The organism is Ensifer sp. ENS08 (assembly GCF_014852195.1).
GTDB classification, from domain to species: Bacteria; Pseudomonadota; Alphaproteobacteria; order Rhizobiales; family Rhizobiaceae; genus Ensifer; species Ensifer adhaerens.
The window spans coordinates 14,959-31,673 of record NZ_JACVBF010000024.1; the positions used below are offsets into that span (position 1 = coordinate 14,959).

A 16,715-nucleotide genomic window follows, 5' to 3' on the forward strand; every position below is an offset into this window, starting at 1 on the left:
TGTCATAACGAAAGGGGAGTGAACATGAAGAAATTACTTGCCGTGATGACGATTTCGCTGGCAGCGAGTGTCGCCAGTGCGCAAGATCTGCGGGTCGGCACGAGCGCAGATTATCCGCCGTGGGAGTCCGTCGATGCCGCCGGCGAGGTCGTCGGTTTCGACCGCGACGTCGGTAACGAAATCTGCAAGCGCATCGAGGCGAATTGTACATGGCAGAACCAGGCCTATGACGGTCTGCTGCCCGGCCTGCAGGTCGGGAAGTTCAACCTGGTGATCTCGGGCGTATCAATCAACGAGGAACGGGCGCAGAAGGTCGACTTTTCCGTCGCCTACGCGGACGCCCCAAACGCGATGGTCGTTGCCGCGGGCAGCCTGGTTGCCGAGGCGAAGTCCGCCAAGGATCTGCAGGACAAGCTTGCGAAGGTCGCGATCGGCGTGCAGACCGGCACAACCCATGAGCAGGTGGTTCGCGCCCATTTCCCGGATGCGGACGTGCGCGTCTATGACCGCCCGGACCAGATTGCCGACGACGTTGTCGCCGGACGCATCGATGCCGGCCTGATGGAGCGATCCGCACTGGAGCCGCTTGTGAAGGATCGTGGCGCTGACAAGCTGGTCTATGCCGGCCCGCTCCTGACCAGCGCGGACTTCCCCGAATTCGGCAAGGGACAGGGCGTCGCCATCGCCAAAGGCAACACGGAACTCGCCGCCAAGGTTGACGAGGCCGTGTCAGCGATGCTCGCCGACGGCACGATCAAGACGATCTCCGAAAAGTGGTTCGGCTACGACATTTCCAAGAAATGACGAACACATGAACCACGCGAGGGGGCGAGCAAGCCCGCCTCCTCGCGAGAGGAATTGGACGATGACACTCCCAGATCATATCACGATCGAAGCGACACGCGACCTGACGGACCTCGTCGCGATCCCTTCCGTCAGCGCCCGAGTTGAAGGCCTCGATGCGTGCGCCGATAAGGTTGCCGCTCTTCTCGCCGACGCCGGCTTCCAAACTGCAATCGAGCCAGGGGACGTCGGTCCGTTCGTAACCGGAGAAATCGGTGAGGGCCCCTTCACACTGGTGATCTACAACCACTACGACGTTCAGCCTGAAGAGCCTGTCAATCTTTGGACGGCACCGCCCTTCAGCCTGACGGAGCGCCACGGCGCGCTCTTCGGCCGCGGTGCGGCAGACGACAAGGGCGAATTCGTCAGCCGCCTTGCCGGATGGCGCCTGTTCCGGGAACGACACCCCGGCCCCTTACCCTTCCGCCTGATCTGGATCGTCGAGGGCGAAGAGGAAATCGGAAGTCCTTCGCTCGTACGCTTCCTTGAGAAACGTTATCCAGGCCTTCAAGCTGACCTCTGCTGGTGGGAATTCGGGGAGGTCGATACACGCGGCCGACCGGTGGTCCTCATGGGCTTCAAGGGCGTGTTGGCGATCGAGCTGAGCGTTCGCACCGCACGCGCTGATCTGCATTCCAGCCTCGGCGCCATATTCGATAATCCCCTATGGCGGCTGGCCTCTGCTGTCGCTTCCATGCGCGATGCAGCCGGCCGTGTCCTGATCAAAGGCTTCTACGAAGGCATCAAGCCCGATCGAGCGACGAGCGAACTTGCCGCTTCGCCCCCATTTCCGCTGGAAGACTTAATGGCGGCAACCGGGGGGCAAAAGCTTCTTGGCGCCGTGACGCCATCCAACTTTTACGAGCACCTCAACTTCGAACCCTGCCTGAACGTCAACGGTATCCATGGCGGATACGAGGGCGCTGGCACGAAGACGGTTCTGCCGGCGACCGCGACCGCCAAGCTCGATTTTCGTCTCGTCCCTGGACAGAACCCCAAAGCCGTCGCTGACCTGGTACGCCTGCACCTGGACGACAACGGCTTTGACGATATCGAGCTGATCGTTCACGACGCCGAGGTCTTGGGTGTTCGCAGCGATCCGTCGCATTGGGCCGTCAAGCTCGGGGCGAAGTTGCTGGAAAAGTGGTTCGGCCAGCCTGCCATCCTTCAGCCGAGTTCGGCAGCCTCGGGTCTTGCGCACCCCTTCGTGCATCAGCTCGGCGCCACGCTTTTCGGTGCGGGCATCACGCACCATGGCGCAATGTTGCACTCTCCCGATGAGAACATCCTCATCGACCAGTTCCACCAGATGATCGGCTTCTCCGCAGACTTCTTCTCCGCGCTCGCCAGCCAGTGCGGATCGGCGGCAGACGTTGGTTACCAGCAACGCGAGACCGGGTCATGATCGAAGCGGTTGTCCAGTATTTTCCCCAGCTCCTGCAGGGCTTCCTCGTCACGCTCTCCGTCGCCGTCGGAAGCTTTGTCCTTGGACTGATCTTCGCGGTCGTGCTTGCACCGGCCTTGGTCTACGGATCCGCCCCGGTTCGCAAGGTCATCGCCGGTTACGTCAGCCTCATTCGGGGTCTGCCGGAACTGCTGGTCATCTTCCTGATCTTCTACGGCGGCACGGTTCTATTGACCGGTCTTTTCGGCGTCTATGTCGAAGTGGATGCTCTTACCGCCGGCATCGCAGCGCTGACTGTCGTCTCGACCGCCTATCTGACGGAGATCGTCCGCGGCGCACTGGTCGGGGTGTCGTCAGGTCAATGGGAGGCGGCACTCGCTCTCGGCCTTCGCAGGCCCGGAGCGTTCCGGCTCATCGTCCTGCCGCAGATGATGGTCCGAGCCCTGCCCGGCCTCGGCAATCAGTGGCTCGTGATCCTGAAGGAGAGCGCCTTGGTCTCGATCGTCGGACTCGAGGAATTGATGCGCAAATCCGTCGTCGCGGCCGGCGCAACCCACAAGCCACTCGCCTTCTACCTTACGGCTGCGGCGCTGTATGTGCTGGTGACCGGCGTCTCGACGCTCTTCATCAATGCCTACAACCAGCGCCTGACCACTCATCTGCGGTAGTCCCATGTCATTGGATCTCTTTCTTCCCGCTTTCATCACCATCAAGAACGGCTTCGTTCTGACACTGATCATCACCCTGGCGAGCTTTCTCGTGGGACAGGTGCTCGCGCTGCCGGTCGCCCTGGCTCTGTCCTCTCCCTCAAGGTGCTTGCGGCTTCCGGCGTCTGCCTACACACTCGTCATCCGTGGCAGCCCGCTTCTCGTGCAGCTCTTCATTGTCTACTACGGCCTAGGACAGCTCGAGGCCGTTCGCGAAAGCGTCCTCTGGCCCATCCTCCGCAGCCCGGTCTACTGCGCCGTCCTGACGATCGCCCTCAACTCGGCCGCCTATTCGGCTGAGGTCCTGGCCGGTGCAATCCGGCAGGTGCCCAAAGGGCAGTGGGAAGCCGGGAAAGCCCTCGGGTTGGCAAAATACGTCCTGTTGATCAAGGTCGTCCTGCCGCAGATCTACCGCGCCGTGTTGCCAAGCATCGGCAACGAACTGATCCTCGTCATGAAGGGGTCGACCCTCGCCAGCGCGGTCACGGTCATGGAAATGACCGGTGCAGCCCGCGTATTCGTCGCCAAGACCTATGCACCATTCGAAACGTTCCTGATCGCGGGTGCCATCTATCTCTTGATCGGCGCCGCCTTCGGTCGGGTCTTCAAGGGGCTCGAAACAAGGTTCGCCATCCCAGGCCGATAAGCCAACACGATCGTCAGTCACGAGAACTGCAAGCGGAGAACGTCTTCCGCGCGGCGCAGCCAATGCACACTTCTGGAGGAGAAAAAATGTCAAAGTCAGCAGTCAAGATCGCCGGCATGAACAAGTGGTACGGCGCTTTCCACGTCTTGAAGGACATCGATCTAGATGTTCAGCAGGGTGAACGCATCGTCATTGCCGGCCCGTCGGGCTCCGGCAAGTCGACGATGATCCGCTGCATCAATCGGCTCGAAGAGCACCAGAAGGGCAAGATCGTCGTCGACGGCATCGAGCTCACCAACGACCTGAAGAAGATCGACGAAGTGCGCCGCGAAGTCGGCATGGTGTTCCAGCACTTCAACCTCTTCCCGCACCTGACGATCCTCGAAAACTGCACGCTTGCGCCGATCTGGGTGCGCAAGATGCCGAAGAAGCAGGCCGAGGAACTGGCGATGCACTTCCTGAAGCGCGTCAAGATCCCCGAGCAGGCGAACAAGTATCCGGGCCAGCTTTCGGGCGGTCAGCAGCAGCGCGTGGCGATCGCCCGCTCGCTGTGCATGAAGCCGAAGATCCTGCTGTTCGATGAGCCGACCTCGGCGCTCGACCCGGAAATGGTCAAGGAAGTGCTCGACACCATGGTGTCGCTCGCCGAAGAAGGCATGACCATGCTGTGCGTGACCCACGAAATGGGCTTCGCCCGTCAGGTCGCCAACCGCGTGATCTTCATGGACCAGGGCCAGATCGTCGAACAGAACTCGCCGGCTGAGTTCTTCGACAATCCGCAGCACGAGCGCACCAAGCTCTTCCTCAGCCAGATCCTGCACTGACCGAAGGCATTGCACCATTCCGCGCGTCCACGCCCGTCCTTGTCGAGCCCCGCTCGATGTCATAATTACCCCGGCCGATCATTCGTCGGCCGAGGCCCGGCCGCGACCAGATGCGCCGCTATCGACAAAGCCGTCGCCTCAAGGCCCGAAAGCGCTCGATGATTGTCGCTGGCGCTTGTGCCGCCGGTGCGGCAACCCATTGCAGGAAAACGCGGCGCGCCAGCCGCAGCGACACCCGTCGAAGTGAGTTTCCAGGTCGACGCTCGTCAGGTTAGAGCTTCGCCCTCGTCGACCGCGGCGTGGACAAAAGAAGGCTCGTCTCGCTGCCCATAATGCCGGGCACGAGACGGATCTTGCGCAGCACGGCATCGAAGTTGGCCAGGCTCGATGCGCTGAGTTCCACCAGCAAATCCCACCGACCGTTCGTCGTGTGAATCTGCGAGATTTCAGGAAAGCCGCCGAGCGTGCGGATCACCCGATCGGTCACATGGCCCTCGATCTCAACCATCATCACCCCACGAACGACATCTTCAAGCGCATCGGCACGCAGCATCACCGTATAGCCGAGGATGGTCCCGTCCTGCTCCATCCGCTCGATGCGCGCCCGCACGGTCGCCCGCGAGGCGCCCGTTTCCAGCGCGAGATCCGAGACACTTCGACGCCCATTGCCGCGCAACAGCATCACGATCTTCTGGTCGAGAGCATCCATGCCGATTTGGATTCCGTTCTTATCAATTTGGTCAAACTAGCATCTCGATATGCCAAAATTCAATGTTCAATCCGCCATCGATGACTTTTATAATCATGAAAACAAACGGGAGTACACTATGGACTGCACGCTCATCGGCGCGCCCCTGCAAATCGGGGCAGGGCAGCTTGGCTGCGAGATGGGGCCGAGCGCCCTGCGCATCGCTGGCCTTCGCACGGCACTGGAAGAACTGGGCCATTCGGTCAAGGACAATGGCAATCTCAGCCCGCGGGCGTTCGACGAGATGCCCCATCCGAACAAGGCCGTCCATCACCTCGGCGAAACGGTCGCCTGGGTCGAAGCGCTGTCTGCTGCTGCCTACGAACACAGCAAGGCGGGCATGCCCATTTTCCTCGGCGGCGACCATGCCATCTCCGCGGGCACCGTTCCCGGTCTCGCACGCCGAGCCGCCGAACTCGGGCGGCCGCTGTTCGTGCTCTGGCTGGACGCCCATACCGACTTCCATACTCTCGAAACGACGGTCAGCGGCAACCTGCACGGCACGCCCGTCGCTTACTATACCGGCCAGACCGGTTTCGATGGCTTCTTCCCTGCGCTTGCCCATCCCGTTGCCACACAAAACGTCTGCATGATCGGTATCCGCAGCGTTGACGCCGCCGAAAAGGCCGCCATTCGCACCACCGGCATCACGGTGCACGACATGCGCGTAATCGATGAGCATGGCGTGGCCGTCCTCGTCCGCAATTTCATCGAACGGGTCCGGGCCGCAAACGGCCTCCTGCACGTCAGCTTCGATGTCGACTTCCTCGAGCCGGACATCGCGCCGGCCGTCGGCACCACGGTACCGGGAGGAGCAACTTTCCGCGAGGCGCACCTGATCATGGAAATGCTGCATGACAGCGGGCTGGTGACCAGCCTCGACATTGTCGAGCTCAATCCGTTCCTCGACGAGCGCGGCAAGACCGCACGGCTGCTCGTCGATCTCGTCGCCAGCCTGATGGGCAAGCGGGTGATGGATCGCCCGACTGTTACTGGCTGATTTCGATTGTTCTTTGGTTGGAGGGAAAATGAATACTGATCCGAAACTGAACGTGGTTCCGTTCGTAAGCGTCGACCACATGATGAAACTGGTTCTGAAGGTCGGCATCGACCGGTTCCTGACGGACCTGGCGGCCACAATCGAGGAGGACTTCCGCCGCTGGCCGGTCTTCGACAAGACCCCGCGCGTCGCTTCCCATTCGCAGGAAGGCGTCATCGAGCTGATGCCCACCAGCGACGGAACGCTTTACGGCTTCAAATACGTCAATGGTCACCCGAAGAACACGCGCGATGGCCGCCAGACCGTGACGGCCTTCGGCGTGCTCTCGGATGTCGGCAACGGCTACCCGATGCTGCTCACCGAAATGACGATCCTGACCGCGCTGCGCACTGCGGCAACGTCCGCGGTCGCGGCGAAGTACCTCGCCCGGCCGAATGCCCGGACCATGGCCATCATCGGCAATGGTGCGCAGAGCGAATTCCAGGCTCGCGCCTTCAAGTCGCTGCTCGGCATCGACAAGCTTCGCCTCTACGATATCGACGCCTCCGCCACCCGGAAATGCGCACGCAACCTCGCAGGCCTCGGCTTCACCATTGAAGAATGCACCTCGGTCGAAGAGGCGGTCGAAGGCGCAGACATCATCACCACGGTCACCGCCGACAAGCAGTACGCGACGATCCTATCGGACAACCATGTCGGCCCCGGTGTCCACATCAACGCGGTGGGCGGTGACTGCCCCGGCAAGACCGAACTCAGCAAGGACATTCTGCTGCGCTCGGACATCTTCGTCGAATATCCGCCGCAGACACGCATCGAAGGCGAAATCCAGCAGCTACCGGCTGAGCACCCCGTCATCGAACTCTGGCAGGTCATGACCGGCGAGACAGAGGGCCGCAAGAGCCCGGATCAGATCACGCTCTTCGACAGTGTCGGTTTTGCGATCGAGGACTTCTCCGCCCTCCGCTACGTCCGGGACCAGATTGCCGAACACGGTATGTTCACAGAACTCGACCTCCTCGCTGATCCCGACGAGCCACGTGACCTCTACGGCATGCTTCTGCGGTGTGAGAAGAAACTCGAAGCGGCATAGACTGCCGCGAAGTAGTCACGTTCCCCGGTTTGTCGACGGTCAAACCGGGGAACGCTAGGCGTCAGTCGCCAAGCAGCCTGATAGAGGCCAATTGAGCGCCTTGAAGGGAATCGAACTTACTACCCAATTCCTTGAAAACCGCGGCACAAAAAGTAATACCTTGGATGAATCATTCCCTACACGGGTCCGGCCATGACGACGACAGTTACATCCCAGGGACAAATTACTATTCCCAAGCCTGTGCGCGATCTCTTGGGTATCGTGCCTGGAAGCAAGATAGACTTCCGACGCACTTCAGATGGAAGCGTTGTCCTCGTCCATGCTGCGAAAAAGCAGCCGCCCAGCCGCTTCGCGAAACTACGAGGGCATGCGGGCAAGGGCCCCGACACTGACGCGATCATGGCGCTTACGCGTGGCGAACCGTGATACTCGTAGACACGTCCTTCTCGACGTCGTTACCGATGATCCAACTTGGGCCGATTGGTCGATAGCGCAGCTGGAAGCTGCAAGCCTCGGGGGGAGCAATCTGGATCAACGACATCGTCTACGCCGAACTCGCCGTCCGCTACGATCGGATCGAAGGCGTTGACGGCTTGCTTGATCAAGCGGGGTTGAAGCTGGCGGCGGTACCGCGTGAGGCCCTCTTTCTGGCAAGCAAGGTTTTCACACGATATCGCAAAGCAGGCGGAACGCGGACAGGGGTGCTCCCTGATTTCTTCATGGGTGCGCACGCAGCGGTTAGCGGATATTCGCTGCTCACACGCGACGTCGGCCGTTATCGCACCTATTTCCCAACGTTGACGCTGATTGCGCCGAACTTGCCGACCTGATGAAGCTGCTCATGGGAGGCTCAGTTCCCGTCAATACGTTATGCGATCCAATATGCACAAAACCGGAAGATGCGCGTTGCGCAAACGCGGGAGGAATACTGTGCGTTGGCGCACTTCAGCAGAGAGTCAGAAACAGGCGGCGACCCCACTCCCCTTTGCTGGAACATTGTCGCAGCTCAACGGTTTTGCGTTCACAAACCATGAGGTGGAAGATGATTGGTGTGAACCAGCAATCGATTGAAGATCAAATCGCCGAATTGCGATCGCAGATCGCGGAGGTGAAGCAAGCTGTGAGTGAGGGGATCAATTCTGCGGCTGAAGGCGCCTCTGGAATAGCTAGGAACGCAGCCCAGACGGTCCGACAGCAAGGACAGGGCGCAATAGAGGCCGCGCGGGAGAATCCCGGAACAGCAACGACAATCGTCGCGCTTATCGGATTTTGCATCGGCCTATACCTGGGCCTTTCTTCGACGAGTGGCGTTCGGGCGCGCTGGTAGGCAGGAGCCCATCTTATCTTTCGAAGCCCAATCGAACATCCCTAGCATTTCTAACAGAGCAAGTGATCCGCAGCCGGATGGCATCTGTTAGTCGGCAAAAGGCGTGTGAGGTAAAGACTCCTGCCGATTGCCGATTTGTCGGTGCCGCCGCCCGCCAGCGATCCCGGTCAGCCGGCTCTTGCGGTCGAAAGCTGACGACGAATTTGGACGCGCGCGGCGCGAAAGTCCGAGGCGCAAGGGTGAACTTCCCTCCACTCAAGCCAAAGGCAACCGAAGTGTTGCCGACAGAGATCGCCTCGACGAACGGGGCGCGACGCTCTACGTAGTTGCCGTTCGAGTTACCAGCGACCTGCCGATTGGCCGATTGATGCCGGGGGGTGCCATGTTCACAGAACTCGACCTCCTCGCTGATCCCGACGAACCGCGTGACCTCTACGGCATGCTGCTTCGCTGCGCGAAGAAGCTCGAAGCGGCATAGACTGACGCGAAGCAATCACGTTCCCCGGTTTGTCGACGCTCAATTGGGGGCCAAAGGATCAGTTGACCCGGGCTCCTTCGGCGCAGAACAGATGGATCTTCTGGTTCTTCGGCTGGAGATAAATCTGCTCCTCAGGTTTCAGGTCCACGCGGCGATGCAACACGATCCCCGCCGTCTGCGTGCCGACGCGCACCAGAAGGTGAGTTTCGGCGCCGGTCGGCTCGACCGTCAGCACGGTTGCCGGTATGCCGGTTTCGGAGAGCTCCAGATCTTCCGGGCGGATGCCATAGGTGCGAGCGTCCCCGTTGCCCAATGACGATGGAAGGGGCAGAAGAACCCCCTCGTCGATGCGGAAGGCACCATCATCGACGCGACCCTCGAAAAGATTCATTGCCGGCGAGCCGATGAAGGTGGCGACGAAGGTATTGTCCGGGCGATCATAGAGGTCGAGCGGCTTGCCCATCTGTTCGATACGGCCGGCGCGCATGACGACGATCTTGTCGGCCATGGTCATGGCTTCGATCTGGTCGTGGGTAACGTAGACGATGGTCGTGCCGAGCCGCTGGTGCAATTCCTTGATCTCGCTGCGCATGGTCACGCGCAGCTTAGCATCGAGATTGGACAGCGGCTCGTCGAAGAGGAACACCTTGGGGTGACGAACAATGGCGCGGCCCATGGCGACACGCTGGCGCTGGCCGCCGGAGAGCTGCTTGGGCAGACGGTCGAGCAGCGGCTCAAGCGCGAGAATTCCGGCGGCCTCCTTCACCAGCTTATCGATCGTCGCCTTGTCTCGACCCTGGAGCTTCAGGGAGAAGCCCATATTCTCCTTGACCGTCATGTGCGGATAGAGTGCGTAGCTCTGGAACACCATGGCGATGTCGCGCTCCTTGGGTGCGACGTCGTTGACGACGCGCCCATCGATGCGGATTTCGCCGCCGCTGATGTCCTCGAGCCCCGCAAGCATGCGAAGGAGCGTGGACTTGCCGCAACCGGACGGCCCGACGAGCGTGACGAATTCTCCATCCTCAATGTCCACGGAAACGCCGTGGATGACGGAGGCTGCGCCATACTGTTTCAGAACGCGGTCGATCGCTACCGATGCCATTTTTCTTCCTCCCTCAAAGCTTGAGTTGCCAGATTTTCGCGCCCGTGACGGCGCCGGTCAGCCTTGCCGATCGCGCGGCGGCAAATCCCGGAATGCGCTTGGTGCCTGTCCAGCGGCCGTTGTCGGCAAAGACCTCGATCGAGCCCGCATCGAGGAAGATGCGCAGCTGCGAAGGTCTGGCGCCTGACGCCAGATATCGCGGTGGCGGCTTGCCGGTACCGGCATCGAAGAGGATTGCAAGGCCCTCGTCATCGAGCCTGACGCCAAGCGCGACATCCGGGTGATCGAGGACGAGCTCGAAAGCCGCGCCGGCCTCGGGCAGTGCAAGCACGATCTCAACAGCACCGCTTTCGAGTGGAACCGTTTCGCCCGCAGCAAGGGCTGTTTCATCGAGCAGCCTGTGGCGCAGGCTTTCGACTGCCGCGACCGGCGGCGTCAACACGGCATCCCCATCGAGAAGCACGCGACGCGGCAAGGTCATCGCCGTCGGGAAATCGTCCTTCTTGGAAAAGTCTGTCCAGTTGGCAAGCCAGGCGATGCCGACCGGTTCGTCGCCGTCGACGAAGGCCTGGAAGGCGTAGGCGTCGGAGCCGAAATCCAGTTCCTGTTCGAATTCGGCCGTGAACGACCGGCCGTCGAAGCGGCCGACGGTGACGGATGTGAGGTTGCGCCGGCCGGTGGCCGGGTCACGGCTTGTGAGCAGGCCAAAGATCAGCGCCCAGCGGGTCTCCGGATCATCCGCCATGCCGCCGACCGGCAGCATGCAAGGGCACTCCGCTGCGGTCATGCCGAAACCGTCCTCGCGATAGATGATGTCGAGGAAGGTCCAGCCCGTGGCACCCTGCAGATCCGCCGTCTCGTAAAGCAGGACGACACCGCCCGATCGGTCGCGACTGCCAAGCAGCATCTTCCAGCGGCCGTCCGGGCCCTTGAACACATAGGGATCGCGGAAATCAGTCGTGAGGTTCAGACCCTCCGGACGGATAGGCAGGATCACCTCGGACGGGCCGGCAACGATGCCGTCTCGGCTGACGGCCGAGAGCTGGATCTGCTCCTCCGGCTCCCGGTCGCGAACGTGTTCGGTGTAGAAGACCCGGATGTCGTCCCCGTCCGGCCCGGAGACGGGGACGGCCGAGCCGGAAAAGGCGCCGCCACGGCCATCGTCCTTTTCCGACAGGTGGTCCGCCGGAAACAGGAACATCGGCAGGTGCGTCCAGCGGATCAAATCCTTCGAGACCGCATGGCCCCAGTGCATGGTGTTCCAACGCAAGCCATGCGGATAGTGCTGGTAGAAGAGATGGCCGAGACCCTTGAACCGGCCGAAGCCGTTCGGGTCGTTCATCCAGCCGAAGGGCGGTCGGAAATGGTAGCTGCCGGGAACCTCAGGCGGCGCCGTGCGGACGTCGTGATGGAGGACGCGGATCCCCTCCTCCAGCACCGTCTGCGGGTGGAACGCATAGGCGACGGAGAGCGCAGTTGTTTCCGCATCATAGGCAAGCACCGTGCGGCCAGTCGTCCCGAGCGTCACCGCGAAGAATTCGAACTCCCCGGCGCGGCGCGTGGACGGACCGGCAATCTCACTGCGGTCTAAGGTGACGGACAGTATTGCCTCGTCGCCAATTTTGCGCGCCTTCAGCCAGAGATGCAGCACGGTCCCGGCCGGGAGTTCGGCCTCGACGATTTCAAGCACGGGGCTCGCGGGTTTTGTCTGCGAAGTCATAATCAACCTTTCACGGCGGAGCCGACGAACGAACTTACGAACCAGCGCTGGAAGGCGAGGTAAAGGATGAGGACAGGGATCATCATCAGCACGGACGCGGCCATGGCGCGGTCCCAGTAAATGCTGTCCTGTCCGAAGAAGGTGGCGATAGCGACGGAGATCGGCCGGGCATAGTCGGTCTGGGTGACCAGCGTCGGCCACAGATACTGGTTCCAGCTCTCGATCCCCATCAGGATCGAGACCGTCGCAAGCGCCGGCAGGCTGAGCGGCATGTAGATCGACCGGTAGATGCGAAACGCCGACGCTCCATCCATCTCCGCAGCTTCGTAGAGTTCCTTCGGTAGCTGGGCGAAGAACTGGTAGAACAGGAAGACATAGAGCGGGCTTGCCACCCAGGGCAGGATCTGCACGGCAAACGTATCCGTCAGGCCCACCCGCGACATCATCACGACGAGCGGCATGATGATGCTTTCCTGCGGGATGACGTAGAGCGCGACCGCGAGGGCAAGCAGGATCGCCTTGCCGCGAAGCGACCCCCAGGCGAGAACGAAGCCCGCCATGGAATTGATGATCAGCCCGGACACGACGGTGACGACGAGGATCACCAGCGAGTTGACGAGGTAGCGACCATAGGCAAGTTCGCCGGAGAAATTGGCGATCTCGCGGTAGTTCGACAGGGTCGGATCGCTGACCCAGAAGGCGCGGAAGCTGCCCATGTCCGCAAGGATGCGGAAACGGTCATCCTTGAGGCTGGCGATCAGCAGCATGAAGAGCGGCGAAATCATCACCAGAGCGATGATGAAGATGCAGACGGTCTGGACGACACGCAGGCCCGTCTTGCTGTTGCCGCGGGGGATCGCCAGCGGGGCTGGCTGGCTAAGCACGAGATCAGACATCGAAGCGCCTCAGGAGTTTGCGCTGGAGAAGCGCGATCAGAAGAACGATGACGAAGAGAATGACGGAGACGGCGGATGCGTATCCGAGCTTCTGTTCCTCGAAGCCGGCACGCACCATGTAGTGCACGACGGTCTCCGTGCTTTCCTTCGGTCCGCCCTGGGTCAGGATCGCAACCTGCGTGTAGAGCTTGAAGGCCTGGATCGTAGTGATAACCAGCACGAAGACGTGGGTCGGACGCAGGCCCGGCATGGTGACGTGCCAGAAGCGGCGAAACGCGCTGGCGCCGTCGATGCGGGCGGCATCGTAAAGTTCGTCCGGAATGCCCTGCAGGCCGGCGAGGTAAATGATCATCTGGAAGCCATAGGCCTGCCAGGCCGAGAGCAGCACGATCGAGAACATCGCCCAGTTCGGGTCGCCGAGCCAGTCGATCGGCTGGATCATGCCGCCGGACAAGAAACCGACGATCTGGTTGAGCGGACCGCTCGGATACTGGAACAACGTGCCCCAGATCACGCAGACGACCACCATGGATGTAATCGCCGGCAGAAAGAACATTCCGCGCAGAAGGTTCTGCATCGGCAGCTTCTGGTGCAGCAGCAACGCCGTCAGGAAGGCAAGGCCGCACTGGACCGGCAGCACCCACACCGTGAAGCGCGTGACGTTCCAGAGTGACGTCCAGAAAAGCGGATCGGTGAAGACCCGCTGGAAATTCAGGAGGCCGACGAAACGCACCGGCGTCGGACGCGGCACCAGCGGCTGATTGGTCATCGCCGTCCAGAAGGATAGAAGAAACGGCGTGATCAGGAAGATGGCGAGCAGCAGCACGGCCGGTGCGATCATCGCGACCTCCTGCCAGAACCGCTGCCGGTCGCGCCGCCTGGCGGGGCGTGGCAGCGCGGCCGTAGACGTCTGTTGCAAGGTCATGGTCTCCTCCTCATCGCTCATCCTCCCGAAATCGCGCAGGGCCGGCCAGAGAGACGGCCCCGCGAAAAACGCCCTATTGCTGCTCGTCGAAGGGCGGGTAGCCGGCGTTGTCCTCGATGTCCTGATCGATCTTCTTGGCCGCAGCCGTCAGTGCCTCCTGCGCATCACCGCCATTGAAGATCTTGTCGACCGCCTGCATGAAGGCCGAGGTGATCGTCGGATAGGCCGGGTGCGGCGGACGGGCGACGGCGGTTTTCGAGGCCTGCTCGAAGGCGACGGCAAGCGGCCCGCCTTCAGCGTAGAGCGGGGATTCTGCCGCAAAGCTCTTCAGCCCCGGATAGGCCGACTGGGTCTTTGCATAGTCGCGGTAGTCCTTGTCCTTCAGAAGGAAGCTCAGGAATTTTCCGGCGGCCTCAGGGTTTTCGGAGCTCGCGGAGATGCCCCAGATCCAGGTGCCGTTCGGGCTGACGCCCTTTTCGCCGATCTTCGGCAGCGGCATGACGACGATGTTGTCCTTCATCGCAGCGGCAGCTTCGGCGTAGAACCAGTGCCCACCCATGGCGAGCGCTGCCGGCTGCCCCTCTGCATAGAACTGGTTGGTGCCGGACGAGGTCGGAACAACCCAGCCGTTTTTCACCCAGGTCTGCATCATCGTCAGCGCCTTGACGCAGGCTTGGCTGTCGAGCGTGCCGCTCGCCTTCCAAGCCTTGCGATCGATCAGGTCGCAGCCCGCACTTTCGAGCAGCGGGCCGTAGGCATAGGTGATCCACTCGGTCTTGATCCCGTAACCGCGGAACGTGTCGATCGGCCACTTCACGCCTTCGAGTTTGGAGAGCTTTTCGAGATAGCCTTCGAATTCCTCGCGCGTCCAGGCATCGTCGACGGATTTCGGTATGCGTGCGCCGATGGCTTCGAGATACTTTTTGTTGCCGTAGAGAACGACCGAGGAGTCGGTAAGGCCGATTGCATAGAGGTCCTTGTCGATCGGGTAGGTTCCCTGAGCGATGTTCGAGCCGGTCATGTCGTCGAGGACATCCTTGTCGACGAGTGGCTTGATGGGCTGCAGGTAGCCCGACCAGACGTAGTTAGCGAGAAACGGCGCGTCGAGTTCCATCACGTCGGGCAACTGCTTTGCCATGACGGCGGCGCTGAACTTCTCGTTATAGGCGTCGTGCGGCGCGTAGATCATCTCGACGTCGATGTCGGGATTGGCCTCCTCGAAGCGCTTGGCGACGTCGCCATAGGCCTTCACCCAACCCGGATCGCCCTGGTGCATCACATGGATGACGGATTTTGCCTCTGCAAAACCGGCGCTCCACAAGAGTGCAGAAGACGCGAAAAGTGCACTAAGTAAACGATTACCCAAATAAGTCGTCATTGATCTTCTCCTCCTATTCAATTCGACAAGAATGCTGGTTGCTAGACCGATGCCCGCTCCACGAGATGAAACGGCAGCTTGCGCAGATGCGGCGGCTGAGGTTCCCCGGCGAGCAGTATCTCCATGGCCAGGCGGCCCATCGCGCGGTGCGGCAGGGCCATCGTCGTCAACGGCGGATCCAGCCGCGAGGCGAGCTCGACCTGGTTGTCGAAGCTGGCCACCGCAATGTCGTCCGGGATTTTAAGGCCGGCGCGCGCAAGGGCCGCATAGACTTCCATTGCGACACGGTCGTTGCCGCACAGGATCGCGTCCGGCCGCTGACCGGTGGCCAGCAATGTCTCGACATGCGACGCGACGAGGCTCGGAGCGCGGTCGCTATAAACGCTGCGGCGGACGGCCGGAAGCACACCAATCGGTTCGATGCCGGCCTCTTCAAGGGCTGCGCGAAAACCCTTCTCTCGTAGCGCCCCGGCAAGGATACCCGGCAGGTTGATGAAGGCGATGCGGCGGCGGCCAGAGGCGAGCAGGTAACGCACGATCTCGCGCGCCCCACCTTCTTCGTCGGGGACCAGTGACGTGACGCGCCCGGAGGCCTCGCGGCAATTGATCATCACGCCGACGGAGCCCGCGAGTGCCGGCGGCAGATCGACGTCCTTGTGGTACATGGCGGCATAGGCAACGGCACGCGGCCGGAACTGCTGCACCTCGTCGACCACCGAGCCGATTGACTGTCCGCTGCTGTGGTTGACGGCAAACACTGCCATGCCTGCACTGCGCGCAGCACCATCGAGCCCGCGCACGATTTCGGTGGCGAACGGCGAAGTGATGAGGCCATCAGAAACGACGCCGACCAGCGGTAGCCATCCCTGACGCACACCGCGCGCGGCGAGATTGGTCACGTAACCCAATTCCTCGGCGATCGCCTTCACCTTCTGGCGGGTATCGTCCGACATGCGCGCGGAGCCGCCGTGCAATGCGCCGGAGACCGTCTTCACCGAGACGCCTGCACGCTCCGCAATGTCAGAAAGCGAGACTGCCACGATGCTCCTGAACTCCGTTGGGTTATCGATTACCCTATAGTTTAAACCACGGTCTTTTGTCAAGCGGAGCCGACGGGTCCTTGTGACTTCGCCGACAAACCGCTGGTTCGTCGCAGGCGTCCATCTGACCCAAGCGACCCCTCTGCCCTTCGTTGCCCGTGGCCAAGGCGTCACGGCAGTCTTCCCTGGGGACCAAGCGACGGCGGCGATCTTCGACGTGCTCGGCAACGCCGTCGAATGGGAGAGCAAGGTGGAATATGACCTTCTCGCCGCAGCCAGCGCCTTGATGGCCACCTATTTCGGCATCATGCACGCACGACAGAATGGCTCGCCCAAAATGGCCTGCCGGAAGAAAAGGGCCGCGCCTATCTCGTGCCCCTGTTTGCCGGTCGTTCCGAAGCGGCACTTCACGCAAGGCAAGGATGTCGATTTCGTCGAGATGAGCCGCGAGTTTGCCACCAAGAGCGGCCTCAACGAACAGGTGTTCCGGGACTTCGACGAAAGGTGCGGAACCCTAGCGCTGACGCGAGTGCTCGACAGAGTGTTCGAGCGGATCAACAACCGCTAACAGGTGACACTCGCC

16 protein-coding genes and 2 pseudogenes are annotated in these 16,715 nt (G+C 61.5%); 11 read left to right on the forward strand and 7 right to left on the reverse strand.

All coding sequences use genetic code 11. The features are described 5' to 3' along the window. Positions 1-24: 24 nt before the first annotated feature. From IB272_RS31950 to IB272_RS31970, 5 genes are all read left to right on the forward strand, one after another. Positions 25-804, forward strand: a complete 780-nt coding sequence (locus IB272_RS31950; protein WP_034803209.1) for a transporter substrate-binding domain-containing protein — start codon at positions 25-27, stop codon at positions 802-804. 61 nt (positions 805-865) lie between these two features. Further along, on the forward strand, positions 866-2,248 hold the full coding sequence (locus tag IB272_RS31955) for a M20/M25/M40 family metallo-hydrolase (protein ID WP_192357972.1): 1,383 nt from the start codon (positions 866-868) through the stop codon (positions 2,246-2,248). Then, a complete protein-coding gene (locus IB272_RS31960) occupies positions 2,245-2,916 on the forward strand; it encodes an ABC transporter permease subunit (RefSeq protein ID WP_192357975.1) in 672 nt (223 codons plus the stop codon). Before IB272_RS31955 ends, IB272_RS31960 begins: the two co-directional genes overlap by 4 nt. 4 nt (positions 2,917-2,920) lie before the next feature. Next, positions 2,921-3,601, forward strand: coding sequence for an ABC transporter permease subunit (locus tag IB272_RS31965; RefSeq protein ID WP_192357976.1), 681 nt, complete (start codon positions 2,921-2,923; stop codon positions 3,599-3,601). A gap of 62 nt (positions 3,602-3,663) precedes the next feature. After that, positions 3,664-4,425 carry an amino acid ABC transporter ATP-binding protein gene (locus IB272_RS31970; protein WP_064817053.1) on the forward strand — a complete coding sequence of 254 codons (762 nt, stop codon included), beginning with the start codon at positions 3,664-3,666 and terminating at the stop codon, positions 4,423-4,425. A gap of 271 nt (positions 4,426-4,696) precedes the next feature. On the opposite strand, the gene IB272_RS31975 is transcribed toward IB272_RS31970, so the two are convergent. Beyond that, the gene (locus IB272_RS31975; RefSeq protein WP_060517223.1) at positions 4,697-5,134 is read right to left on the reverse strand and encodes an Lrp/AsnC family transcriptional regulator; all 438 of its coding nucleotides are present in this window, start codon (positions 5,132-5,134) and stop codon (positions 4,697-4,699) included. 118 nt (positions 5,135-5,252) lie between these two features. On the opposite strand from IB272_RS31975, the gene rocF reads away from it, so the two are divergent. The 5 genes and pseudogenes from rocF (at position 5,253) to IB272_RS32000 (ending at position 8,590) form a co-directional block, all read left to right on the forward strand. Next, a complete protein-coding gene (gene rocF, locus IB272_RS31980) occupies positions 5,253-6,173 on the forward strand; it encodes an arginase (protein ID WP_034800696.1) in 921 nt (306 codons plus the stop codon). Between the two features lie 28 nt (positions 6,174-6,201). Continuing rightward, complete coding sequence (gene ocd, locus IB272_RS31985) at positions 6,202-7,263, forward strand: ornithine cyclodeaminase (RefSeq protein ID WP_034800695.1); 1,062 nt, start codon at positions 6,202-6,204, stop codon at positions 7,261-7,263. Between the two features lie 192 nt (positions 7,264-7,455). After that, complete coding sequence (locus IB272_RS31990) at positions 7,456-7,689, forward strand: AbrB/MazE/SpoVT family DNA-binding domain-containing protein (RefSeq protein ID WP_113080452.1); 234 nt, start codon at positions 7,456-7,458, stop codon at positions 7,687-7,689. Continuing rightward, positions 7,676-8,093: pseudogene (locus tag IB272_RS31995) on the forward strand (type II toxin-antitoxin system VapC family toxin). Before IB272_RS31990 ends, IB272_RS31995 begins: the two are co-directional and overlap by 14 nt. Before the next feature lie 212 nt (positions 8,094-8,305). Continuing rightward, positions 8,306-8,590: a hypothetical protein gene (locus tag IB272_RS32000; protein ID WP_246810492.1), complete on the forward strand. Its 285-nt coding sequence runs from the start codon at positions 8,306-8,308 to the stop codon at positions 8,588-8,590. Between the two features lie 536 nt (positions 8,591-9,126). On the opposite strand, the gene ugpC is transcribed toward IB272_RS32000, so the two are convergent. The 6 genes from ugpC to IB272_RS32030 all read right to left on the reverse strand — a co-directional run bounded on the left by ugpC (position 9,127) and on the right by IB272_RS32030 (position 16,132). Continuing rightward, positions 9,127-10,173, reverse strand: a complete 1,047-nt coding sequence (gene ugpC / locus IB272_RS32005; protein WP_110819574.1) for a sn-glycerol-3-phosphate ABC transporter ATP-binding protein UgpC — start codon at positions 10,171-10,173, stop codon at positions 9,127-9,129. Positions 10,174-10,186: 13 nt separating this feature from the next. Then, on the reverse strand, positions 10,187-11,893 hold the full coding sequence (locus IB272_RS32010; protein ID WP_192445752.1) for a glycoside hydrolase family 32 protein: 1,707 nt from the start codon (positions 11,891-11,893) through the stop codon (positions 10,187-10,189). Positions 11,894-11,895: 2 nt separating this feature from the next. Then, entirely contained in the window at positions 11,896-12,789 is an 894-nt protein-coding gene (locus tag IB272_RS32015; RefSeq protein ID WP_192445753.1) for a carbohydrate ABC transporter permease, read from the reverse strand. Then, positions 12,782-13,714 carry a sugar ABC transporter permease gene (locus IB272_RS32020; protein WP_060607552.1) on the reverse strand — a complete coding sequence of 311 codons (933 nt, stop codon included), beginning with the start codon at positions 13,712-13,714 and terminating at the stop codon, positions 12,782-12,784. Before IB272_RS32020 ends, IB272_RS32015 begins: the two co-directional genes overlap by 8 nt. Positions 13,715-13,787: 73 nt before the next feature. Then, complete coding sequence (locus IB272_RS32025; RefSeq protein ID WP_246810493.1) at positions 13,788-15,092, reverse strand: sugar ABC transporter substrate-binding protein; 1,305 nt, start codon at positions 15,090-15,092, stop codon at positions 13,788-13,790. Positions 15,093-15,133: 41 nt separating this feature from the next. Then, complete coding sequence (locus tag IB272_RS32030) at positions 15,134-16,132, reverse strand: LacI family DNA-binding transcriptional regulator (RefSeq protein ID WP_192445754.1); 999 nt, start codon at positions 16,130-16,132, stop codon at positions 15,134-15,136. A gap of 112 nt (positions 16,133-16,244) precedes the next feature. On the opposite strand from IB272_RS32030, the pseudogene IB272_RS32035 reads away from it, so the two are divergent. Continuing rightward, positions 16,245-16,700: pseudogene (locus IB272_RS32035) on the forward strand (pyrroline-5-carboxylate reductase); the annotation flags it as partial. Between the last annotated feature and the right edge of the window lie 15 nt (positions 16,701-16,715).